Annotated in this window: 29 protein-coding genes; 13 read left to right on the forward strand and 16 right to left on the reverse strand. The window is 51.2% G+C overall.

The genetic code is table 11. The features are described from left to right. The first annotated feature begins 156 nt into the window (after positions 1 to 156). Positions 157 to 384 (forward strand): YceK/YidQ family lipoprotein, encoded by a 228-nt coding sequence (locus ACJHWK_RS09270; protein WP_001237205.1) that lies wholly within the window; start codon positions 157 to 159, stop codon positions 382 to 384. Here the strand turns inward: ACJHWK_RS09270 and ACJHWK_RS09275 are convergent, their stop codons facing one another. The 3 genes from ACJHWK_RS09275 to lpxL all read right to left on the reverse strand — a co-directional run bounded on the left by ACJHWK_RS09275 (position 385) and on the right by lpxL (position 3,160). Next, positions 385 to 759, reverse strand: a complete 375-nt coding sequence (locus ACJHWK_RS09275; protein WP_000180063.1) for a MysB family protein — start codon at positions 757 to 759, stop codon at positions 385 to 387. Between the two features lie 82 nt (positions 760 to 841). After that, positions 842 to 2,068: a multidrug efflux MFS transporter MdtG gene (mdtG, locus tag ACJHWK_RS09280; RefSeq protein ID WP_000074172.1), complete on the reverse strand. Its 1,227-nt coding sequence runs from the start codon at positions 2,066 to 2,068 to the stop codon at positions 842 to 844. Between the two features lie 171 nt (positions 2,069 to 2,239). After that, entirely contained in the window at positions 2,240 to 3,160 is a 921-nt protein-coding gene (lpxL, locus tag ACJHWK_RS09285) for a kdo(2)-lipid IV(A) lauroyltransferase (protein ID WP_000183364.1), read from the reverse strand. A 224-nt stretch (positions 3,161 to 3,384) separates the two neighbouring features. Between lpxL and ACJHWK_RS09290 the strand changes: the two genes are divergently transcribed. Continuing rightward, complete coding sequence (locus ACJHWK_RS09290) at positions 3,385 to 4,437, forward strand: rhodanese-related sulfurtransferase (protein ID WP_021523063.1); 1,053 nt, start codon at positions 3,385 to 3,387, stop codon at positions 4,435 to 4,437. A gap of 41 nt (positions 4,438 to 4,478) precedes the next feature. Here the strand turns inward: ACJHWK_RS09290 and ACJHWK_RS09295 are convergent, their stop codons facing one another. The 10 genes from ACJHWK_RS09295 to mdtH form a co-directional block, all read right to left on the reverse strand. Continuing rightward, positions 4,479 to 5,054, reverse strand: a complete 576-nt coding sequence (locus tag ACJHWK_RS09295; RefSeq protein ID WP_000749258.1) for a YceI family protein — start codon at positions 5,052 to 5,054, stop codon at positions 4,479 to 4,481. A 3-nt stretch (positions 5,055 to 5,057) separates the two neighbouring features. Then, the gene (locus ACJHWK_RS09300; RefSeq protein ID WP_000011118.1) at positions 5,058 to 5,624 is read right to left on the reverse strand and encodes a cytochrome b; all 567 of its coding nucleotides are present in this window, start codon (positions 5,622 to 5,624) and stop codon (positions 5,058 to 5,060) included. A gap of 260 nt (positions 5,625 to 5,884) precedes the next feature. Beyond that, positions 5,885 to 5,998: a YceO family protein gene (locus ACJHWK_RS09305; protein ID WP_001253418.1), complete on the reverse strand. Its 114-nt coding sequence runs from the start codon at positions 5,996 to 5,998 to the stop codon at positions 5,885 to 5,887. Positions 5,999 to 6,045: 47 nt separating this feature from the next. Further along, complete coding sequence (gene solA, locus ACJHWK_RS09310; protein WP_410234826.1) at positions 6,046 to 7,164, reverse strand: N-methyl-L-tryptophan oxidase; 1,119 nt, start codon at positions 7,162 to 7,164, stop codon at positions 6,046 to 6,048. 114 nt (positions 7,165 to 7,278) lie between these two features. Further along, positions 7,279 to 7,533 (reverse strand): biofilm formation regulator BssS, encoded by a 255-nt coding sequence (bssS, locus tag ACJHWK_RS09315; RefSeq protein ID WP_000414437.1) that lies wholly within the window; start codon positions 7,531 to 7,533, stop codon positions 7,279 to 7,281. Between the two features lie 289 nt (positions 7,534 to 7,822). Further along, positions 7,823 to 8,068, reverse strand: a complete 246-nt coding sequence (gene dinI / locus ACJHWK_RS09320) for a DNA damage-inducible protein I (protein WP_001217754.1) — start codon at positions 8,066 to 8,068, stop codon at positions 7,823 to 7,825. Positions 8,069 to 8,141: 73 nt separating this feature from the next. Beyond that, positions 8,142 to 9,188, reverse strand: a complete 1,047-nt coding sequence (pyrC, locus tag ACJHWK_RS09325) for a dihydroorotase (protein WP_001522849.1) — start codon at positions 9,186 to 9,188, stop codon at positions 8,142 to 8,144. A 105-nt stretch (positions 9,189 to 9,293) separates the two neighbouring features. Next, positions 9,294 to 9,854, reverse strand: a complete 561-nt coding sequence (locus tag ACJHWK_RS09330) for a lipoprotein (protein ID WP_001295443.1) — start codon at positions 9,852 to 9,854, stop codon at positions 9,294 to 9,296. 133 nt (positions 9,855 to 9,987) lie between these two features. Then, on the reverse strand, positions 9,988 to 10,635 hold the full coding sequence (gene grxB / locus ACJHWK_RS09335) for a glutaredoxin 2 (RefSeq protein ID WP_000780912.1): 648 nt from the start codon (positions 10,633 to 10,635) through the stop codon (positions 9,988 to 9,990). A 63-nt stretch (positions 10,636 to 10,698) separates the two neighbouring features. Further along, positions 10,699 to 11,907 (reverse strand): multidrug efflux MFS transporter MdtH, encoded by a 1,209-nt coding sequence (mdtH, locus tag ACJHWK_RS09340; RefSeq protein WP_000092206.1) that lies wholly within the window; start codon positions 11,905 to 11,907, stop codon positions 10,699 to 10,701. A gap of 235 nt (positions 11,908 to 12,142) precedes the next feature. Here mdtH and rimJ point away from each other — a divergent pair, with 235 nt between their 5' ends. The 4 genes from rimJ to murJ all read left to right on the forward strand — a co-directional run bounded on the left by rimJ (position 12,143) and on the right by murJ (position 15,955). Beyond that, complete coding sequence (rimJ, locus tag ACJHWK_RS09345) at positions 12,143 to 12,727, forward strand: ribosomal protein S5-alanine N-acetyltransferase (RefSeq protein ID WP_000468186.1); 585 nt, start codon at positions 12,143 to 12,145, stop codon at positions 12,725 to 12,727. A gap of 10 nt (positions 12,728 to 12,737) precedes the next feature. Next, positions 12,738 to 13,385 carry a YceH family protein gene (locus ACJHWK_RS09350; RefSeq protein WP_000877119.1) on the forward strand — a complete coding sequence of 216 codons (648 nt, stop codon included), beginning with the start codon at positions 12,738 to 12,740 and terminating at the stop codon, positions 13,383 to 13,385. 1 nt (position 13,386) lies between these two features. Next, positions 13,387 to 14,310, forward strand: a complete 924-nt coding sequence (locus ACJHWK_RS09355) for a Gfo/Idh/MocA family protein (protein ID WP_020233634.1) — start codon at positions 13,387 to 13,389, stop codon at positions 14,308 to 14,310. Between the two features lie 109 nt (positions 14,311 to 14,419). Beyond that, complete coding sequence (murJ, locus tag ACJHWK_RS09360; protein WP_001050683.1) at positions 14,420 to 15,955, forward strand: murein biosynthesis integral membrane protein MurJ; 1,536 nt, start codon at positions 14,420 to 14,422, stop codon at positions 15,953 to 15,955. Positions 15,956 to 15,994: 39 nt separating this feature from the next. Here murJ and flgN read toward each other — a convergent pair whose 3' ends face one another. From flgN to flgA, 3 genes are all read right to left on the reverse strand, one after another. After that, positions 15,995 to 16,411 carry a flagella biosynthesis chaperone FlgN gene (flgN, locus tag ACJHWK_RS09365; protein ID WP_000197344.1) on the reverse strand — a complete coding sequence of 139 codons (417 nt, stop codon included), beginning with the start codon at positions 16,409 to 16,411 and terminating at the stop codon, positions 15,995 to 15,997. A 4-nt stretch (positions 16,412 to 16,415) separates the two neighbouring features. After that, positions 16,416 to 16,709 (reverse strand): flagellar biosynthesis anti-sigma factor FlgM, encoded by a 294-nt coding sequence (flgM, locus tag ACJHWK_RS09370; protein ID WP_000020884.1) that lies wholly within the window; start codon positions 16,707 to 16,709, stop codon positions 16,416 to 16,418. A 75-nt stretch (positions 16,710 to 16,784) separates the two neighbouring features. Next, positions 16,785 to 17,444, reverse strand: a complete 660-nt coding sequence (gene flgA, locus ACJHWK_RS09375; protein WP_000879689.1) for a flagellar basal body P-ring formation chaperone FlgA — start codon at positions 17,442 to 17,444, stop codon at positions 16,785 to 16,787. A gap of 154 nt (positions 17,445 to 17,598) precedes the next feature. Here flgA and flgB point away from each other — a divergent pair, with 154 nt between their 5' ends. The 7 genes from flgB to flgH all read left to right on the forward strand — a co-directional run bounded on the left by flgB (position 17,599) and on the right by flgH (position 22,805). Then, complete coding sequence (gene flgB, locus ACJHWK_RS09380; protein ID WP_000884702.1) at positions 17,599 to 18,015, forward strand: flagellar basal body rod protein FlgB; 417 nt, start codon at positions 17,599 to 17,601, stop codon at positions 18,013 to 18,015. Positions 18,016 to 18,018: 3 nt separating this feature from the next. Beyond that, positions 18,019 to 18,423: a flagellar basal body rod protein FlgC gene (flgC, locus tag ACJHWK_RS09385; RefSeq protein WP_001196460.1), complete on the forward strand. Its 405-nt coding sequence runs from the start codon at positions 18,019 to 18,021 to the stop codon at positions 18,421 to 18,423. Positions 18,424 to 18,434: 11 nt separating this feature from the next. Beyond that, entirely contained in the window at positions 18,435 to 19,130 is a 696-nt protein-coding gene (gene flgD / locus ACJHWK_RS09390) for a flagellar hook assembly protein FlgD (protein ID WP_000020484.1), read from the forward strand. A gap of 24 nt (positions 19,131 to 19,154) precedes the next feature. Continuing rightward, a complete protein-coding gene (flgE, locus tag ACJHWK_RS09395) occupies positions 19,155 to 20,360 on the forward strand; it encodes a flagellar hook protein FlgE (protein ID WP_001522858.1) in 1,206 nt (401 codons plus the stop codon). A gap of 19 nt (positions 20,361 to 20,379) precedes the next feature. Beyond that, positions 20,380 to 21,135, forward strand: coding sequence for a flagellar basal-body rod protein FlgF (gene flgF / locus ACJHWK_RS09400; RefSeq protein WP_001558959.1), 756 nt, complete (start codon positions 20,380 to 20,382; stop codon positions 21,133 to 21,135). Between the two features lie 136 nt (positions 21,136 to 21,271). After that, positions 21,272 to 22,054: a flagellar basal-body rod protein FlgG gene (gene flgG, locus ACJHWK_RS09405; RefSeq protein ID WP_170886413.1), complete on the forward strand. Its 783-nt coding sequence runs from the start codon at positions 21,272 to 21,274 to the stop codon at positions 22,052 to 22,054. Positions 22,055 to 22,106: 52 nt separating this feature from the next. Further along, positions 22,107 to 22,805, forward strand: coding sequence for a flagellar basal body L-ring protein FlgH (gene flgH / locus ACJHWK_RS09410; RefSeq protein ID WP_001295442.1), 699 nt, complete (start codon positions 22,107 to 22,109; stop codon positions 22,803 to 22,805).

The raw sequence follows: 22,805 nt of genomic DNA on the forward strand, positions 1-22,805 counted from the left end.
TGCGCTACGCTTATCAGGCCTACATCGCTCCTGCAATGTGTTGATTTTGCAAGATTTTGTAGGTCGGATAAGGCGTTCACGCCACATCTGGCAAAAACAACGAGCCAATAAAAATACCGGCGTTATGCCGGTATTTTTTTACGGAAGAGGTATCAAATGCGTTTAATTGTGGTGAGCATCATGGTGACCTTGCTGAGTGGCTGTGGCAGCATTATTAGTCGCACTATACCGGGGCAGGGGCATGGCAACCAATATTATCCCGGTGTGCAATGGGATGTGCGTGACTCCGCCTGGCGTTATGTCACGATCCTTGATCTGCCATTCTCCCTGGTTTTTGATACTTTACTGCTGCCGATCGACATTCATCATGGCCCGTATGAGTGATTAACGTTCATCCCACTCATCAGCTGCTGCGCGTCCTTCCTCGGTATCCAGCGGTGGCTCAAGCTGAAATTCCCCCTCGTCCCATTCATGTAATGTATTCTCTTCCTGCCACTCCTGGCGGATCTCTATCTCATCATAGTCGCCATCAAAAACACTTTGCGCGGCTTCACCGCTAAGCATAGGTAAACATTCACCTTCTTCCCCTTCGTCGGCAAAAAACTCAACTTGCCACATGATGTCGCCGTCCTGCAAAACGTATTTTTGGGCATTGAACTGTTGCACATTCGCATTTTCGGCGTCGATGCCGGGGTTGTCTGCAAGAAATTCTTCGCGTGCAGCGTCAATGGCTTCTTCAAGCGTTGCGTACATGGTCATCACGATTCTCCCTTTGAGTTGATGAGGTTTCAGGGAAAAGGATAGCTGATTCTCCGCTTTTGCAAGTATGAAAGGCGAAAAATCAGTTCGATACCTGGGGTATTCGACGACGACGTAGACTGTTCCATGAATAGACTGCGTTGAATAACACTACGCCAGCAGTGACGAGAAATACCGCTCTGAAACCGTAGTTCGCTGAAATCGCTGCTCCCATCAATGGTCCGGTAACATTGCCAATATCACGAAACGATTGGTTATAGCTGAAGATACGCCCGGCGATTTGGTTGCTCGAGTTGTAAACCAACAGTGTTTGTACGGCGGGGAGTAGTGCACCATCGGCGGCACCGAGCAAAAAACGTAAAATCCCAAGTTGTAATGGCGTCTGAACGTAAGACATTGGGATCAATAGCAGTACAGAAAAGATCAGCGCCGTAATCAGGATCTTTTCGGGTCCGATTCGATCGCCAAGTTTGCCGAGTCGTGGTGCACTCAGCAGAGCCGCCACGCCTGGCACCGAGGCGATCATGCCACTGATAAAGGCGACGTTACTGACGTTACCCGCCAGTTCGCGGACATACAGCGTCAGAATGGGGGCAATTGAGCCCGTCGCCACCTGGATGATTAACGTAGTGACAAACAGGCTGAGTACCAGTTTCGGGTTTTTAAGTGATGTCACCACTTCCCGCATGTGCAGCATCTCTTTTTTGCTGACCGGCTGGAATTTTTCTCTGATGCAAAACAGGGTGACGAAAAAGCAGAGTATGAGCACACTGGCGGTAATAAAGAATACCGGACGTAAGCCGTAGCTATCAGCGAGCAGGCCGCCAGCCATTGGGCCAAGCAACGCACCGCTAACGCCGCCTGTGGAGAGCGTCCCCAGCGCCCAGCCGCTTTTATTACGTGGTACTTGTGTGGCGATAAGAGCATTAGCGTTGGGGACAAATCCGCCAAGTAAACCAAGAAGCGCCCGCAGGATCAAAAACTGCCAGATATTTTGTGCCAGCCCCATCAACACCATCACGATGCCCATGCCGAGGGCAGAGCGTAATAGCATGAGTTTTCGGCCTTTACGGTCGGCGAGTCCACCCCAAAACGGTGAGGCGATGGCCGAAAATAAAAATGTAATGCTGAAGACAATACCGGACCACATATTCAGGGCGGAGTGACCGGTAACGCCAAGCTGCTCAACGTAGAGGGGTAAGAAGGGCATTACCAGACTGAAGGCGGCACCGGTAAGAAAACAGCCTAGCCAGGCGACGATCAGGTTTCGTTTCCAGTTTATAGGGGTGTCATTTTCACAGGGTGACATAGCAATCCGCTGTTGGTGCGCCAGGCGCGGTGAACATAAGAAGAAAAGATAAGCACACTAATTATGCGCCCGACTTCCAGGGGGCGCAATCCAGAGAGCTTTTATCGCTAAATCAGGGGGATTTGCTGTGGTAATGCCGGATACCCTTCTGAAGCATCCGGCATGGGAGATTTAATAGCGTGAAGGAACGCCTTCCGGGCGTGTTTTAAAGCGACGGTGTAACCACATATACTGCTCTGGTGCCATCATGATGCATTTTTCGACCACTTTGTTCATCCACGCGGCGGTGGTTTCGGCATCATCCAGCGGCGGAGAACACTCTGGCGGCAGCATAATCAACTGATACCCTTTGCCATCTGGCTTACGGCGTGGAACGAAGGGCACCAGACATGCGCCGGACATCCGTGCCAGCATCCAGGTTCCGGTCGTGGTCGCAGCCTGCTCAACGGCAAACAACGGGACGAAAACGCTTGAGCGCGGGCCGTAATCATGATCCGGTGCGTACCAGACCACTTCGCCTTTTTTCAGGGCTTTAATCATGCCTTTTAAATCTTTGCGGTCGAGCATCGATTTATTTGAGCGCAAACGGCCCCAGGTTTGTAGCCAGTCAATCAGTGGATTATCGTTCGGGCGGTAAACGCCAATCCCCGGTTCCTGCATACCAAACTGCCGCGCACCCAGCTCCAGTGTCAGAAAATGGATGCCAACTAACAGGATGCCGCGTTTTTGCGCCTGCACGTCACGAATGTGTTCCATGCCGATCACTTCCGTCCAGCGGGCGATTCTGCGGTCCGGCCAGAACCACGCCATGCCAGTTTCCATCAGTCCCATGCCAACGGATTCGAAATTCTTCACCACCATTTTACGGCGTTCTTGTTCGCTCATTTCCGGGAAGCACAGTTCCAGGTTGCGATGCACAATTTTTGCGCGTCGTTTCATAAAACGTAACGCCAGTTTTCCTAATCCACAACCGAGGCGGTAGATAACCGGGTAGGGCAATTGCACGACTAACCAAAGTACGCCAATACCCAACCAGGTTAACCAATAACGCGGATGAAGCAGTGCGGTGGAGAACTTGGGTAGATTCGTCATATCAATCCTGTTTTTCAACCTATTCGGGCAATTGTATGTATTGTCGCATTTTTTCGCCCGCAACCAAAATTTGTGGCTGAAGACTGGGCGAAATTGCCGCGCTTGTAAATAATAAATAATTTTTAATGCGCAAATGTAGCGTAAAATGTGTGGATGTTAATTATCGATAGTTGCTATATCATGCCGCGGATTTTTACTTTCCCATCTCGCAGGAACCGTACACCATGCCAGTGTTACACAACCGCATTTCCAACGACGCGTTAAAAGCCAAAATGTTGGCTGATAGCGAACCGCGAACCACCATTTCGTTTTACAAGTATTTCCACATCGCCGATCCTAAGGCGACCCGTGAAGCTTTATATCAGCTGTTTACCGCGCTGGATGTTTTTGGGCGAGTGTATCTGGCGCATGAGGGCATTAACGCGCAAATCAGCGTACCTGCGAGCAATGTTGAAACATTTCGCGCGCAGCTTTATGCCTTCGACCCGGCTTTAGAGGGCTTACGCCTGAATATCGCGTTGGATGATGACGGGAAATCCTTCTGGGTACTGCGCATGAAGGTCCGCGATCGTATCGTTGCCGACGGTATTGACGATCCTCACTTTGATGCCAGCAATGTGGGTGAGTATCTGCAAGCGGCGGAAGTGAACGCTATGCTTGACGATCCCGATGCATTGTTTATCGACATGCGTAACCACTATGAGTATGAAGTGGGGCACTTTGAAAACGCGCTGGAAATTCCGGCAGATACCTTCCGTGAGCAGCTGCCAAAAGCAGTCGAGATGATGCAGGCACATAAAGATAAAAAAATCGTTATGTACTGCACCGGCGGCATTCGTTGTGAAAAGGCCAGTGCCTGGATGAAACATAACGGATTCAATAAAGTCTGGCATATCGAGGGCGGAATTATTGAATACGCCCGCAAGGCGCGCGAGCAGGGTTTACCGGTACGTTTTATTGGCAAAAATTTTGTTTTTGACGAGCGGATGGGCGAACGTATATCTGATGAGATTATCGCGCATTGCCACCAGTGCGGTGCGCCGTGCGACAGCCATACCAACTGTAAAAATGATGGCTGCCACCTGCTTTTTATTCAGTGTCCAGTATGTGCGGAAAAATACAAAGGTTGTTGTAGTGAGATTTGCTGCGAAGAAAGCGCGTTACCGCCTGAAGAACAGCGACGCCGTCGGGCAGGACGTGAAAATGGCAATAAGATCTTTAATAAGTCTCGTGGACGTCTGAATACAACACTGGGCATTCCTGATCCAACGGAATAAATATCATTGCCGGATGCGTGCCATCCGGCAACATTTCACTCTTACTTCTGCTGTACGCCTTCCACTGAAATAATCAGATCCACTTCCTGAGAAGCTGGACCTAAATCTGTCTTGATATTGAAGTCCTTGAGCTTAATTTTGCCTTCGGCCTCGAAGCCTGCACGTTTACCACCCCATGGGTCGTCGCCCTGACCAATTAATTTCGCTTCCAGTGTGACGGGCTTGGTTACGCCATTCAGCGTCAGATCGCCGGTAATATCCAGGTCGTCACCGTCTTTCTTCACGCTGGTGGAGGTGAATGTTGCCTGTGGATATTTTGCGGTATTGAGAAAATCCGCACTGCGAAGATGTTTATCGCGTTCGGCGTGGTTAGTATCGACGCTGGTGGTGTTAATTGTCACATTCACTTTATCGGCAGCTGGATTTTTTTCATCAAAGGTAAAAGTACCGTCGAAATCTTTAAAGGTGCCGTATAACCAGCTATAGCCAAGGTGCTGTATGCGGAAGTTAACAAAGGCGTGCTGACCTTCTTTGTCAATTTTGTAATCGGCGGCAACCGCTGAACCGGCAGAGAACATCAGGGAAGCGAAGGTTAAACCAAGCAGGCTTTTTTTCATTTTTTATACTCCATAGTCAGATGACGACTTTCCCAGCATGCGCTTCAGAGTGTCGTCTTTATCGATGAAATGATGCTTCAGGGCCATAAATCCGTGCATAACGGACAGTACTACGACGCTCCACGCGAGCCAAAAATGCAGGGCACCGGCAAAGTCAGCCTGTGCGCCAGCGTCGGCGAGGGTCGCGGGGACGTCAAACCAGCCAAAAACGCTGATCGGTTTACCATCGGCAGTTGAGATCAGATAGCCGCTGATGCCGATGGCGAACAGCAATAAGTACAATGCGAGATGTCCAGCCTTTGCGCCAAGACGAGTCATGGGCGAATAACTCTGCAGCGGACCCGGCGGTGGAGATATGACGCGCCACAGAACGCGAATAACCAGCCCCATCATTAACAAAATACCGATGCTTTTATGCAGTTCGGGTGCTTTGTGATACCAGCCATCGTAATAACTGAGCGTGACCATCCACAGACCTAAAGCAAACATGCCGTAGACAATAATTGCGCTTAGCCAATGGAAGGCCGCAGATATAACACCATAGCGTTCAGGGGTATTTGTGAATGACATAAGTGCATCCAAAACGAATTTGCGAGAGAAAGAAAATGGCGTGTCGGAGAATGAATTGCAACACAAAAATAACAAATTGAATGATATTTATTTTTATTTCAATAATTTTGAATTAATAATGAAAGAATCTTCATAAGTTTAGTGGGTTCAGCATCAGAGATGTCTGGTGAGTGCTGTAGAAGCAGGAATAATCTCATTCAATTTTTCACGCTAAATGAAAGGGAGATTAAATATTTGTCAGTTTATGTCAGTGCGGAAAACTAAAAATAAAACACATAGATCAGATCCATAATTGCCAACAATCCCCAGAGAAAAAGATAAAGCATCAGATGCTCGCGAATATTATTGATGAGATAGTGCAACAGCCGACGCATTAAATACTCCTGTAAAAACGGCCTCATTCTGGAGGCCGTAATGATGATTATTGGAAGCGGGAAAGCCTGAATGGCGTCAAATCAAAATCGCTTTTTTTTTCTTGCGCAAAATCGGCAGCTATTTCCCCTAAAACTGACGCAAATTTAAAACCGTGCCCACTCAGGCCGGTAATGAGCAGTGTATTATCGTGGCCGGGTAGGGTATCGATAATAAAATCTTCGTCAGGCGAATTATCATAGGTGCAGGCAGCGCCGTACAGGCAGCAACCGATACCCGGCAATACATTGCGCAAGAACGGGAAGGCTTCCGAACCATCGCTGACCACTTCCGCAAACGGAACACGTTCATCCGCTGAATGGATAACCTGGCCTCCGTTATGTTTGCCAATCTTCAACGCGTCGTTTTCTGCCGGAAAACCATAATATTGATCGCCATTGGGCAGTTCACCGGTAAACGCCGGGAATTTATTCTTCACGCTATAGCGACCATCGGCCTGATACCAGGCAAATACTTTGCGTACGGGCTGGACAGGCAGCTCCGGGAGCTGGTCTTTTACCCATGTTCCCGCGCAGACAATCGCTTTTTTCGCCTGATAATCACCGTCAGCCGTTTCAATAGTTACGCCATCATCGTCATGACGAATTGCGGTGACCGGGCAGTTGAACAGCTGCGCACAGCCCGCTTCCTTCGCCAGTTGGATCCAGGATTTAATCGCCAGTTCGCTGCGCAAAAAACCGGAATCAGTCTCAAATAAGCCGATGTAGTTGTCCGGGACGCGTATTTCCGGCCAGCGGGCCATAATCCCTTGCGCATCGAGCTTTTCAACGTTGAGTTGCCATTGTTCGGCGCTGTGGGCGACGTTGGCGAGAAATGTGGAATCAGCCGGGCCAAGGTTAATGACGCCAGAGCGTACAAAAATGGGATCTTCTTCGTTGTGGCGGGAGAGTTCATCCCACAGCGTTTGCGCGCGAAGAACCAGCGGGACATACTTTTCGCCTTCACCATAAGCATGGCGAATTAATCGCGTATCGCCGTGGTGGCTGCCGTGTTGATGTGGTGGCATATGGGCGTCGGTCATAAGCACGTTTAAACCGGCGTGGGTTGCATAATACCCGGCGGCAGCGCCTACGGAACCGCTGCCAATAATGATGAGATCGTATTTCATTTTTTTCTCTCTGCTCTCATGGTTTAAGCAGAGTAATTAACTGAATGCAGATATACAACCCAGAAATGGTAAAGGCACCGGTGAGGTGCCTTTTGGGTGGATGGTCATGTCATGTTAATGACGCCGATACTCGTTTACCGGGAAATCACCGGATTCAATTTTGGCGATTCCTGCTTCTAATATCGAAATAAATTGTCTGGCAACATCAGTGGTTAACCAGAGCGTCTGACCAACTTCAGTCCCTTCCTGCTCGGACTTATTTGGGGTCTGGTAGTGCAAACGCAACATCAGCGCATCATAGCTATCAACGGTGCTGATGTCCCACCCTACGAGCGGATGAGTCTGAATGACTTCATTATTTTTTTCCATCATGGCCCCCTAATTCGTGTTACTAGACAACGTTATTCGAGGTTCAATGCGTTTTTATCTGAAGCAACTTCAGTATACCAATAAGTAAGGGTATTCACCGAATTTTTAAAGGGGGGAACAGATAAATTTTTGCTTTTAAGATTTATATGAACAATAAAACAGCATGTCATTCATATTTTTTTAGCATATTGTGCAATTATTTTGAGGAAGTGTAGAAATTTTGTACTCGAAATTTGTAAGTAAAATAAAAAAGCCGGGGCGACCCGGCAAAAACAAAAATCACTGCATATTATTCGCTGACAAACCAGTCATCGGCGCTTTCCCACGTTTCCTGGAGAATTTCGCTAATGCGCTGTTTATCTTCTTTTGTCGCGCCAATAACCGATAAATTATTCGCTGCGGCATAACGTACCGATACGTGGCCTTCATTATCAGGAAACGCATACTGAATACGGCGGGAAAGTTCGCCAGCCAGGGCGTCAATAGCCCCAGCTGGCAATGGAGAAGTTTTCGCTATGGTGACTTCAATTCGCATAATAGCCCCCTGTTGAATATACTGGTTATTTATACAGGTAAAATAACCTAATGACAACAGGAAGCTACGATTTTTATTGTTTAACGGACCAGCGTACCGTTTCCCCGGCGAGGAATGGCACCAGTGTGTCATCAGTCAGTGCGATGCTTGCAGCAACCTGTTGTTCTTCGCGGACCAGTTCGATGAATGTGTCGTTGACAGGCAAGCCATAGAACTGCGGGCCGTTTACAGAACAGAATGCTTCAAAGTGCTGCAGAGCATTCATCTCTTCAAAGACGGTAGCGTAACTGCCCAGCGCGGTTGGGGCATTGAAGCAGCCCGCGCAGCCGCAGCTACTCTCTTTGCGATGACGTGCATGCGGCGCAGAATCCGTACCGAGGAATACGCGATTAAAACCGCTGGCGACCAGTTCACGCAATGCCTGTTGGTGAATATTGCGTTTGAGGATGGGTAGACAATACAGATGTGGACGCACGCCACCAACCAGCATATGGTTGCGGTTAAACATCAGATGCTGCGGAGTGATGGTGGCAGCCAGCCGTTCATTTCCGTTACGGACATAGTCGGCAGCATCTTTGGTGGTGATGTGCTCAAAAACGACTTTCAGCGCAGTCAGGCGCTGGCGCAGCGGTTCCATCACGCTTTCAATAAAGCGCGCTTCACGATCAAAAATGTCGATATCTGCATGTGTCACTTCACCATGCACCAGTAACGGCATACCGATTTTTTCCATGCGCTCAAGTACCGGCATGATTGCGTCAACTGACGTCACGCCGTGACTGGAGTTAGTGGTTGCGTTTGCCGGGTAAAGTTTGGCAGCGGTGAACACGCCTTCGTTAAATCCACGCTCAAGCTCATTAGGATCTAGTGAATCTGTCAAATAACAGGTCATCAGCGGGGTGAAATCGTGCCCGGCAGGTACGGCGTCAAGAATACGCTGGCGATACGCCACGGCAGCCTCAACGGTGGTCACGGGCGGAGCCAGATTGGGCATTACGATAGCCCGTCCATAAATTTCGCTGGTATACGGCACGACAGTTTTTAACATGTCGCCATCGCGGAGGTGAAGGTGCCAGTCGTCTGGGCGGCGGATCTTTAATACCTGGGATGGTGCAGTCATTAATCTCTATGCTCCGGCTGAAGGGATGTTTTTGCCGGACACAAAGGATAAGCGGAAACGTTTTCCTTTGCACGAAAAATAAAGGGCGCGAATGCGCCCTCGTGATTAATCAGTAAACGGAATGACAATTTCGCCTGGCTTCACTTCAATGCCTTTCGCCAGTTTCTTCGCCATTGCTTCGCCCTGGCTGCCATCTTCGCGCAGGACGTAAGCAGGTTGCTGGTTAAAGTAATTGCGTAATGCCTGGTTCAAATAGGGAAGCAACGTTTGCATCACCGTTTGCATTTTTTCCGGTTGTACCGTCGCATCGACCACTTCCATCTCTTTCAGGAAGATCGCGCCTTTTTCTTTATCAAACACGGGCAGCGCTTTCAGCTTCAGTTTCATGGTCGCTTTCTGGCTACCGAACAGGGAGTTCATGTCCAGATTGGCGTCTCCGGTTAGGGTAACCTTATTCGGCTCTTCGCGACCAATTTGGCTGGTCAGGTTTGTCAGAACAATATGGGCGTCAGCCACGCCGGGTAAACCGATATCTTTTGAGAAATTATTATGTTTCGCAAGCGACTGGTTAATTTCTTGTTCGGTGATGGTGTATTGGGTGAGTTGATTACAGCCAACGAGCAGGCCACTGACGATCAATGCAGCGGCAAATAAAAACTTGTTCATGGTAGTCCTCGACATGAAATCTGCGTCAATATCCTGACACAACGCAGCATGTGTCACCAGCGATAAACGCGCCAGCAGAAAAAACTGAAAACGGCGGCAACCCGCGAATACAGGCTGCCGCGGCGGGTCAGGATTAAATCGCCATTGATGATAACAAATTGATTTGTGTCTGTTTCGCCATATTATCGCGGTAATCAGCAACGCGGCTTGGCCAGTTGATTCCGGCTACTAGCGTCAGATTACGCAGGAGCGGAAATAGCTGAATATCATCTTCCGAAAGTTCGCCATTCACGGCGTTCGGTTTGACGATCAGTTTGTCCAGCGCACGTAAATCATCGCTGATATTCTTAATCAGACCGTCAGAGTGGGCCAGCAGGTCGGCAAAATTACCCGCGCTGGCCTCTTTTTTGTCGACGAAATATTTGCGCGCGGCAGGAGTAGAAAACTCATCAAATGCCGATTTGGCAAAACGCGGCAACAGCAGTTTGTTGGCGTAGCCATTGACCTTGCGCAGCCACTCTTCAATGGCAGGGGAACGTTTGCCGGTCAGTAACGGTTTGCCGTCGAGTTTATCGACATAGTGAACGATGTCCATGCTTTCTGGCATATAGCGGCTGTCATCTTTTTGCAGAATGGGAACCTGTTTTTGACCGACCATCCGGGTGGGTGTTTCTGCGTCGTCGTTGAGCAGAACATGTAATTCGACGGGGATATTTTTCAGGCCGAAAATCATGCGGGCTTTGAGGCAGTAAGGGCAGTGATCGTAAATGTATAGCTTCACGTGACTCCTCCATTTGGCTGTCAGTTCACTTTCAGTATGGAGGAGTCAGGGGGGAGTATCAAATCAGGCGTCGCGTTCAAGCAAACGACGCGCGGCGCGTTTCTGGCTAAACTGCCAACCCAGCGCAAGGAAAGTGAAGATGCCAATAATGCCCAGCATCATCCATGGAAGCTCTGGCTGGTGCGCCGATTTGCCCAGGTCAAACAGCCAGCCGCCACCGATATAACCAATAGCGCCGCCAATCGCCAGACCCAGACGGCTAAACCCCATATAGCTGCCGCGAGCTCTTGCGTCTGCCAGCGAAGCACTTAAGGTTTCACGCGCAGGCTCGGCAATGATTGACCCGATATAAAACAGACAAATCAGGGTGAAAAGTTGTTGCAGACCGCTGACCATGCCCACCGGCATCATGCTTAATGACATTATCAACAGCCCAGCCATCAACCGGTGTTCCAGACGAAAATGCTTTTCACTCCAGCGGGCGATAGGATAGAGCAACGTTAACGACAGACACGCTTCAATGGCATACATCCATTTAACGGCAGAGGGCGCGCCAGCCACGTCGTTGACCATAATTGGCAGCATCAGCATCACTTGTACAGCCAGCATGTAGTAACCCGCCAGCGTCAGGACATAGGTGACAAAACGCTTGTCGCGCATCACGCGGGTCATGCCTTCGCGAACGGGCGTGCGTACAGTGGAGAGCTTCCATGCCGGTAACAACCACGCATTGAACGCTGCACACAGCACAAACAAAACTGCCCCTGTGGCGCAGACCAGGCGAAAGTCGTATTGCAACAGCCAGCTCCCCAACAATGCGCCAATGACCGCACCGGCACTGTCCTGCATCATCAACAGCGAGAAAAAACGACCACGCTGCTGTGGACGGATTAATTTCACCACCAGCGCCGAACGCGGCGGATCAAACAACGTGCCGCCGAGTCCCGAAAGCAGGCATGAAAACCACAGTAGCCACGGTTCGTGGGCGATACCCATTGTGGCGAATCCGGCGGCACGCATCAGCATACCGGTAACAATCATCGGTTTGGCACCAAAGCGGTCGGCAATTGCTCCGCCGAAAATACCCAGACCTTGCTGAATAAACTGGCGTAGGCCGAGGGCAATACCGACCATTACGGCGGCCCAGCCCATTTGATCAACGAAGCGGATAGAGATCAGCGGGAAGACAACAAAGAACCCCAGCACGACCAGCATATTATCGATGAGCAGGAAATATTTACCCAGGTTCCTGGCCTGCGACACGCGGGACATTTCCCCTCCCGGGAAATAAAAGATGAGCACTTTCTATTCTGCATTGCCGCTAAGACTTTTCCCATCACTTCGGGGACAATATTTTTTTATCAAAACGTCGCTTTGATAGAGAGTTTTTATCAAATATGTGAATAATGCAGAAAATGGCATTCTGGACTTTTCACAGGGTCTGGTTGCGCAGGTATAGTAATACTTACAGCGTATTAAAGACGTTACGGGAAGGAGTAGGTATAGAATGTTTGGCTATCGCAGTAACGTGCCAAAAGTGCGCTTAACCACAGACCGACTGGTCGTGCGTCTGGTGCATGATCGTGATGCCTGGCGTCTGGCGGATTATTACGCAGAGAATCGCCATTTCCTCAAGCCCTGGGAGCCAGTGCGCGACGAAAGCCACTGTTATCCATCAGGCTGGCAGGCCAGGCTAGGGATGATTAACGAATTTCATAAACAAGGTTCAGCTTTCTACTTTGGCTTATTCGACCCGGACGAAAAAGAGATTATTGGCGTTGCCAATTTTTCCAATGTTGTTCGTGGCTCTTTTCATGCCTGCTATCTCGGTTATTCGATTGGGCAAAAATGGCAGGGCAAAGGACTCATGTTTGAAGCCCTGACCGCAGCCATTCGTTATATGCAGCGCACCCAACATATTCATCGCATTATGGCTAATTATATGCCGCACAATAAACGCAGCGGTGATTTACTGGCGCGACTGGGTTTTGAAAAAGAAGGCTATGCGAAAGACTATCTGTTGATTGATGGACAATGGCGCGATCACGTACTGACGGCATTAACTACCCCAGACTGGACGCCCGGCCGCTAAGGAGAATCTCATGAAATATCAACTTACTGCCCTTGAAGCTCGCGTGATTGGTTGCTTGCTGGAAAAGCAGGTGACCACGCCGGAGCAATACCCGCTCTCAGTCAATGGTGTAGTCACGGCCTGTAATCAGAAAACGAACCGTGAACCGGTCATGAATCTGAGTGAATCCGAAGTGCAGGAACAGCTGGATAATCTGGTCAAACGTCATTATCTACGCACAGTGAGCGGTTTTGGTAATCGGGTCACCAAATATGAGCAACGTTTTTGTAATTCAGAATTTGGCGATCTGAAACTGAGCGCCGCAGAAGTGGCGTTAATCACCACGTTGTTATTGCGTGGTGCCCAGACGCCGGGTGAACTGCGCAGCCGCGCAGCGCGAATGTATGAATTCAGCGATATGGCGGAAGTGGAGTCGACGCTGGAACAACTGGCGAATCGCGAAGATGGTCCTTTTGTGGTGCGTCTGGCCCGCGAACCGGGTAAACGCGAAAGCCGCTACATGCATCTTTTCAGTGGTGAGGTTGAAGATCAGCCGGCGGTAACGGATACGTCGAACGCGGTTGACGGTGATTTACAGGCCCGCGTCGAAGCTCTGGAAATCGAAGTGGCAGAACTGAAACAGCGTCTTGATTCGTTGCTGGCCCATCTGGGAGATTAAAGTGAAAAAATTACGTATCGGCGTAGTGGGGTTAGGCGGCATCGCGCAAAAGGCGTGGTTACCGGTGCTGGCGGCAGCGTCTGACTGGATGTTACAAGGAGCCTGGTCGCCTACGCGCGCGAAAGCCCTGCCAATTTGTGAAAGCTGGCGCATTCCTTATGCCGATTCGTTATCCAGCCTTGCCGCCAGTTGCGATGCGGTTTTTGTGCATTCCAGCACCGCCAGCCACTTTGACGTGGTCAGTACGTTACTCAATGCGGGGGTACATGTCTGTGTCGATAAACCGCTGGCAGAAAATCTGCGCGATGCTGAACGGCTGGTGGAACTTGCGGCGCGGAAAAAACTGACGTTGATGGTCGGTTTTAACCGTCGTTTCGCACCACTCTACGGTGAGTTAAAAACGCAACTCGCCACCGCAGCCTCGCTAAGAATGGATAAACATCGTAGCAATAGCGTCGGGCCACACGATCTTTATTTCACGTTGCTGGATGATTATCTGCATGTGGTGGATACCGCGCTGTGGTTGTCGGGCGGTAAAGCCTCTCTGGATGGCGGTACGCTACTGACTAATGACGCTGGCGAAATGCTGTTTGCCGAGCACCATTTTTCGGCCGGTCCTTTGCAGATCACCACCTGTATGCATCGCCGTGCCGGAAGCCAGCGTGAAACCGTGCAGGCCGTGACTGACGGTGCGCTCATCGACATTACGGATATGCGCGAATGGCGTGAGGAGCGTGGGCAGGGTGTAGTGAATAAACCGATTCCTGGTTGGCAGAGTACGCTTGAGCAACGTGGATTTGTCGGCTGTGCGCGGCACTTCATTGAATGCGTGCAAAATCAGACAGTTCCGCAAACCGCCGGCGAACAGGCAGTGCTGGCGCAACGTATCGTTGACAAGATCTGGCGCGATGCGATGAGTGAATAAACCCTGTAACATCTGGCGGTAGCAATTCACCATAATCCAGGTAGACTATTCGCCTCTTTCAGCGCCTGCCTTGCAGGCGTTTTGCCCGTGGGTCTGGATTAGAACACCGATGAATTTATTAAAATCGCTGGCCGCCGTCAGCTCGATGACCATGTTTTCGCGTGTGCTTGGCTTCGCACGAGACGCAATTGTCGCCAGAATCTTTGGCGCAGGGATGGCAACCGACGCCTTTTTCGTCGCTTTTAAACTTCCTAACTTGTTACGCCGTATCTTTGCCGAAGGGGCATTTTCCCAGGCATTTGTACCGATTCTGGCGGAATATAAAAGTAAGCAGGGTGAAGACGCCACGCGGGTCTTTGTCTCTTATGTTTCTGGCCTGCTGACACTTGCGCTGGCGGTTGTGACGGTCGCTGGCATGCTCGCCGCACCGTGGGTGATCATGGTGACCGCGCCAGGCTTCGCTGACACAGCTGACAAATTTGCCCTGACCAGCCAGCTACTAAAGATTACCTTTCCCTATATCTTGCTGATCTCCCTGGCGTCGCTGGTGGGAGCGATTCTGAATACGTGGAACCGCTTCTCGATTCCGGCGTTTGCCCCGACATTGCTCAATATCAGCATGATTGGTTTCGCGCTGTTTGCCGCACCGTACTTTAACCCACCGGTGCTGGCGCTGGCGTGGGCTGTTACGGTCGGCGGCGTCCTGCAGCTGGTGTATCAGCTACCGCACCTGAAGAAGATCGGCATGCTGGTCCTGCCGCGCATTAACTTCCACGATGCCGGAGCAATGCGCGTGGTGAAACAGATGGGACCGGCGATCCTTGGCGTCTCTGTGAGTCAGATCTCCTTAATCATCAACACCATTTTTGCCTCGTTTCTTGCTTCCGGTTCGGTGTCTTGGATGTATTACGCCGACCGCTTAATGGAGTTTCCGTCCGGTGTACTGGGCGTGGCGCTTGGCACCATTTTGCTGCCGTCGCTGTCGAAAAGTTTTGCCAGTGGCAATCATGATGAATACAACCGTTTGATGGACTGGGGGCTGCGTCTTTGTTTCCTGTTGGCGCTGCCGAGTGCGGTTGCGTTGGGCATTCTTTCAGGTCCGTTAACCGTTTCGCTGTTCCAGTACGGTAAATTTACCGCCTTTGATGCGCTGATGACCCAGCGGGCGTTAATTGCCTACTCGGTGGGTTTGATTGGCCTGATTGTAGTGAAAGTGTTGGCTCCTGGCTTTTATTCCCGCCAGGACATTAAAACGCCAGTGAAAATTGCCATCGTTACGCTGATTTTAACGCAATTGATGAACCTTGCGTTTATCGGTCCGTTGAAACATGCCGGGCTGTCACTTTCTATTGGTCTGGCGGCGTGTCTGAATGCTTCGCTGCTTTACTGGCAGTTGCGTAAGCAGAAAATCTTTACCCCGCAACCTGGCTGGATGGCGTTTCTGTTGCGTCTGGTGGTGGCGGTACTGGTGATGTCGGGCGTGCTTTTAGGTATGTTACATATCATGCCGGAGTGGTCATTGGGTACCATGCCCTGGCGCTTACTGCGTTTAATGGCGGTCGTGCTGGCGGGGATTGCTGCGTACTTTGCTGCACTGGCGGTACTGGGCTTCAAAGTTAAAGAGTTTGCCCGCCGGACGGTGTAACAATGCATTCCGGCCTGCAGTGCAGGCCGGAGATAATCTTCAGATCGAAATCTTTTTACCGCCGCGATGGGTTGTTGAGGTCTGACCGTTCGCTCCATATAGCGTCGGTTCCTGATGCGGTTTCAACATTTCCAGCGCCTGTTGATTGCGCTCAATCTGTCCTTCCAGTAACCAGCCGTTATGTTGATTCATTTGGCGTAGTTGCTGCGTTTTCACAGTAATTTCCTGCCAGCGTTGACTAATATCAACGCTATTTGCTGCATTGGGTTCTTTCCTGCGTAACTGTTCGAGGTAATCCAGCGTCGCCAGCAGAGAGCTTTTTTGTTCTGTAATCCATTGCAACTGACTGCCGTTGATCTGCCCCATAGAGAGATGTTGCTGCTCTTGATCCATTACCGTTTTGAGATCGTTAAGCACAGCGGACATCTGGTCGAGGATCTCTGCAAGACGCGTCATACGATCAGTTACTCTGCAAGTCTTGCTGCGCTTCGTTGATCAGCGCATCGGCAATTTTGCCGGTGTCCATTTTTAGTTCACCGTTACGAATCGCCAGTTTTAACGCTTCGACACGTTCAAGATTGATATCACTGCTGCCGGGTTGCATCAGTTTTGCTTGCGCGTCGCTTAACGTCACACTGGTGCTGGTGGAGGCGGTTGTTTTTGCCGCCCGGGTGTTCGTTACCGGCGCGTCAGTGGTTTCGCGCGGTTGAACGGTGCTTACGGGCTTCAGAGGCGAAGTGCGATCAATACTCATTGTTTATTCCTCATTGAGGGCGCTTTTATCATGTGTTGCTTATTTATCGGCAAGGGACGGGTAATCTTTAACAGCTTACAGGTTTATAAGAATATTCCCATCTGCATCAACAACGCCGCTGACCACCTGTCCCGATACCATGCGCACCCGCGCATTCTGTGCGACGGCAGCATTGTTCAGCGCCTGACCTTCTGCGTTGGCGCTAAACCCATCACCGCTGGCGATCACGTTGACGCGTTGTCCCGCTTTTACCCGCCATGCCTGGCGAAACTGGGTTAACTGGATAGGTTGATCGGGTGATAGATCGCGCAGGCTAACGGCATCAACAAGTTGATTGATATCCAGCACCGTACGCGGTGGCAAGGTGTCCAGCCGTCCGCGTTTCAGTTTGACATTGCCAGCTTCCAGCTTTCCTCCCCGCACAATGGGCATTGCGGCAACCACATAATTTCCTGTGGCCTGCACATTAACCTGTAAATATCGTTTGTCGTTACCGCAGCGTGCCAACACATTCACATTGCCCCACAGGCGGGAATTATTGCTCATCGAAAGCAATGGCTGCTCGCACGGCGGTAGTAGATTGGGCGCTGTACGAATAGAAACACGAACCTCATCACTTACCCCCGCGAGCTGGGCGCTAAAAAAGGTGTGCAATTGCGATGTGAGATTGCTCGCCGCACTTAACGGACTGAACAGTATCGCGATGATTGCCACGCTACGTTTTATTGCCAGCATTTTCGCCCCCTGCCATTTCTACAACGTGAATTGTACCTGTCCGCAATGACCATCAACGGCATAAATAGCGACCCATTTTGCGTTTATTCCGCCGATAACGCGCGCGTAAAGGCATTTAAGCTGATGGCAGAATTTTGATACCTGCGGAGGAGATATGCTCGATAAGCTCGACGCCGCCTTACGTTTTCAACAAGAGGCGCTCAATCTGCGCGCCCAGCGTCAGGAAGTGCTGGCAGCAAACATCGCCAATGCCGATACCCCTGGTTATCAGGCGCGCGATATCGATTTTGCCAGTGAACTTAAAAAAGTCATGCAACGTGGACGGGATGCAACAAGCGTGGTTGCACTGACGATGACCTCAACGCAACACATTCCGGCGCAGGCGCTGACGCCTCCTACCGCAGAACTGCAATACCGTATTCCGGACCAGCCTTCGCTTGACGGTAATACCGTCGATATGGATCGCGAACGTACCCAGTTTGCCGATAACAGCCTGCAATACCAGATGAGCCTTAGCGCGTTGAGCGGGCAAATCAAAGGCATGATGAACGTTTTACAGAGCGGAAATTAACGGATGGCACTGCTGAATATTTTTGATATCGCCGGGTCGGCGTTAACTGCCCAGTCCCAGCGCCTGAACGTGGCGGCCAGTAATCTGGCGAATGCTGATAGCGTGACCGGTCCCGATGGACAGCCATATCGGGCAAAACAGGTGGTATTTCAGGTTAACGCTGCACCAGGTGCTGCGACAGGCGGCGTAAAGGTTGCCGATGTTATAGAAAGTCAGGCCCCGGACAAACTGGTTTATGAACCGGGTAATCCGCTGGCGGATGCAAAGGGCTACGTGAAAATGCCAAACGTTGATGTCGTCGGGGAGATGGTTAACACCATGTCGGCGTCACGCAGCTATCAGGCCAATGTTGAAGTGCTCAACACGGTGAAAAGCATGATGCTGAAAACCCTTACGCTCGGTCAATAAAGGAGAAAGCTATGTCCATTGCGGTAACCACCACCGATCCGACAAATACCGGCGTCAGCACCACCAGTAGTAGTTCGCTCACGGGCAGCAACGCCGCAGATTTACAAAGCAGTTTTCTGACTTTGTTGGTGGCGCAGCTGAAAAACCAGGACCCGACCAATCCAATGGAAAACAACGAGCTGACGTCGCAATTGGCTCAAATCAGCACGGTCAGCGGGATTGAAAAACTCAATACCACGCTCGGATCTATTTCCGGACAGATTGATAACAGCCAGTCGTTACAGGCCAGTAACCTGATCGGTCACGGCGTGATGATCCCCGGCACCACTGTTCTTGCGGGAACCGGTAGTGAAGAAGGGGCTGTGACCACGACCACGCCGTTTGGTGTTGAGCTGCAACAGGCGGCAGACAAAGTTACGGCCACCATCACCGATAAAAACGGTGCGGTTGTCCGTACCATTGATATCGGTGAACTGACTGCCGGAGTCCACAGTTTCACCTGGGACGGTACGTTGACTGACGGCAGCACTGCGCCGAACGGTTCTTACAATGTAGCGATTAGCGCCAGTAACGGTGGTACACAACTGGTTGCCCAGCCGCTGCAGTTTGCTCTGGTGCAGGGTGTGATCCGCGGCAACAACGGTAATACGCTGGATCTCGGCACTTACGGCACCACCACCCTCGACGAAGTACGGCAGATAATTTAAGCCTTCACATTTCAGGAGTCAGTCATGGCCTTTTCTCAAGCGGTTAGCGGATTAAACGCTGCCGCCACCAACCTCGATGTTATTGGCAACAATATCGCCAACTCCGCCACCTACGGCTTTAAATCAGGCACGGCCTCTTTTGCCGATATGTTTGCCGGTTCGAAAGTGGGACTGGGGGTAAAAGTTGCCGGTATCACCCAGGACTTTACCGATGGCACGACCACCAACACCGGGCGTGGTCTGGACGTTGCTATCAGCCAGAACGGTTTTTTCCGTCTGGTGGACAGCAACGGTTCGGTGTTCTACAGCCGTAACGGACAATTTAAGCTGGATGAAAACCGTAACCTGGTGAATATGCAAGGTTTACAGTTGACGGGTTACCCGGCAACCGGTACGCCGCCGACTATTCAGCAAGGGGCGAATCCGACCAATATTTCGATTCCGAATACCCTGATGGCAGCGAAAACTACCACCACGGCGTCGATGCAGATCAACCTGAATTCCAGTGATCCGCTTCCCTCTGTTAACGCATTTGATGCCAGCAATGCGGATAGCTATAACAAAAAAGGTTCGGTGACTGTTTTCGATAGTCAGGGTAATGCTCATGACATGAGCGTCTACTTTGTGAAGACCGGGGATAATAACTGGCAGGTCTACACCCAGGATAGTAGTGATCCAAACAGCATTGCGAAGACAGCGACAACACTGGTGTTTAATGCCAATGGCGTTCTGACCTCAGATCCAACAGCGAATATTTCCACTGGCGCAATTAACGGCGCAGTTCCCGCCACGTTTAGCCTGAGCTTCCTCAACTCCATGCAGCAAAATACCGGCGCTAACAACATTGTGGCAACCACCCAGAACGGCTACAAACCGGGCGATCTGGTGAGCTATCAAATCAATGATGACGGTACGGTTGTCGGCAACTATTCCAACGAACAAACCCAACTGCTGGGGCAGATTGTACTGGCGAACTTTGCCAACAACGAAGGTCTGGCATCCGAAGGCGACAACGTCTGGTCTGCGACGCAATCTTCTGGCGTGGCGCTGTTGGGGACAGCCGGGACGGGCAACTTTGGCACCCTGACCAACGGTGCGCTGGAAGCGTCCAACGTCGATCTCAGTAAAGAACTGGTCAATATGATCGTTGCCCAGCGTAACTATCAGTCTAACGCCCAGACCATCAAAACCCAGGACCAGATCCTCAACACGCTGGTTAACTTACGCTAATCGCTGACGGGATAGCTCAATGGATCACGCAATTTATACCGCGATGGGAGCAGCCAGCCAGACGCTGAATCAACAGGCGGTAACTGCCAGTAATCTGGCCAATGCCTCAACGCCCGGTTTTCGCGCGCAGTTAAACGCCTTGCGCGCAGTGCCGGTGGAAGGGCTTTCACTGCCCACGCGCACGCTGGTAACGGCGTCAACGCCGGGTGCAGACATGACGCCCGGCAAGATGGATTACACCTCGCGCCCGCTGGACGTTGCGTTGCAGCAGGATGGCTGGCTGGCCGTGCAGACCGCTGACGGTAGCGAAGGGTATACGCGTAATGGCAGCATTCAGGTTGATCCCACCGGGCAACTGACAATTCAGGGACATCCGGTGATAGGCGAGGCTGGGCCAATTGCTGTGCCGGAAGGGGCGGAAATCACTATTGCTGCCGACGGCACAATCTCGGCGCTGAATCCGGGCGATCCGGCAAATACGGTTGCGCCAGTGGGGCGTCTGAAACTGGTGAAAGCCACGGGCAGCGAAGTCCAGCGCGGTGACGACGGCATTTTTCGTTTAAGCGCAGAAAGCCAGACCACGCGTGGGCCGGTACTGCAGGCAGATCCAACCTTGCGTGTGATGTCGGGGGTTCTGGAGGGCAGTAACGTCAATGCCGTTGCGGCAATGAGCGACATGATTGCCAGCGCGCGGCGTTTTGAAATGCAGATGAAGGTGATCAGCAGCGTCGATGATAACGCAGGCCGTGCCAACCAACTGCTGTCGATGAGTTAATTAAACGATTGATGACATTGCAATAAAAGCGCGCGGACTATTCTCTCGCCCATTTTGGGAGAGGTTAGGGTGAGGGGAAATGCGCACCGTCGCGTGCTTCTGCTCTGCTTGTCACTAATCCACTACAGGACATTTTATGATCAGTTCATTATGGATCGCCAAAACGGGCCTGGATGCCCAGCAAACCAATATGGACGTCATTGCCAACAACCTGGCAAACGTCAGTACCAACGGTTTTAAGCGTCAGCGCGCGGTGTTTGAAGATCTGCTGTATCAAACCATTCGCCAGCCGGGGGCACAGTCTTCCGAACAAACCACCTTACCCTCCGGGTTACAAATCGGCACGGGGGTGCGTCCGGTTGCTACTGAGCGCTTACACAGTCAGGGCAACCTGTCGCAAACCAATAACAGTAAAGATGTCGCGATTAAAGGGCAGGGCTTTTTCCAGGTGATGTTGCCAGATGGCTCATCAGCCTATACCCGTGACGGCTCTTTCCAGGTGGATCAGAACGGGCAGCTGGTGACGGCTGGTGGTTTTCAGGTGCAGCCAGCGATCACCATACCGGCGAATGCGCTAAGTATCACCATCGGTCGTGATGGCGTGGTCAGCGTAACACAACAAGGCCAGGCAGCTCCGGTTCAGGTTGGGCAGCTCAATCTCACCACCTTTATGAATGATACCGGACTGGAGAGTATTGGCGAAAACCTCTACACCGAAACGCAATCCTCCGGTGCACCGAACGAAAGCACGCCGGGTCTGAACGGTGCGGGACTGCTGTATCAAGGGTATGTTGAAACGTCTAACGTCAACGTGGCGGAAGAACTGGTCAATATGATTCAGGTGCAACACGCTTACGAAATCAACAGTAAAGCGGTATCCACCACCGATCAGATGCTGCAAAAACTGACGCAACTCTAAGGCATAACCGGTGGCAGATTCACCGGTTTACTGATTTTTGAAGATGATAGCCATGCAAAAAAACGCTGCGCATACTTATGCCATTTCCAGCTTGTTGGTGCTTTCACTAACCGGCTGCGCCTGGATACCCTCCACGCCGCTGGTACAGGGGGCGACCAGTGCACAACCGGTTCCCGGTCCGACGCCCGTCGCCAACGGTTCTATTTTCCAGTCTGCTCAGCCGATTAACTATGGCTATCAACCGTTGTTTGAAGATCGTCGACCACGCAATATTGGCGATACGCTGACCATCGTGTTGCAGGAGAACGTCAGCGCCAGCAAAAGCTCCTCTGCGAATGCCAGCCGTGACGGTAAAACTAATTTTGGCTTTGATACTGTGCCGCGCTATTTGCAGGGGCTGTTTGGTAACGCTCGTGCCGATGTCGAAGCCTCCGGTGGTAACACGTTCAACGGAAAGGGCGGGGCCAATGCCAGCAATACCTTTAGCGGCACGTTGACGGTGACGGTTGACCAGGTACTGGTCAACGGCAACCTGCATGTGGTGGGTGAAAAACAGATCGCCATTAATCAGGGTACCGAATTTATTCGCTTCTCTGGTGTAGTTAATCCTCGCACCATCAGCGGCAGCAATACCGTACCGTCTACTCAGGTGGCGGATGCGCGCATTGAATACGTAGGCAATGGCTACATTAACGAAGCGCAAAATATGGGCTGGTTGCAGCGTTTCTTCCTCAACCTGTCACCAATGTAA

This window comes from Escherichia sp. WS547 (assembly GCF_046486065.1).
In the GTDB taxonomy this organism is placed as follows: domain Bacteria; phylum Pseudomonadota; class Gammaproteobacteria; order Enterobacterales; family Enterobacteriaceae; genus Escherichia; species Escherichia coli.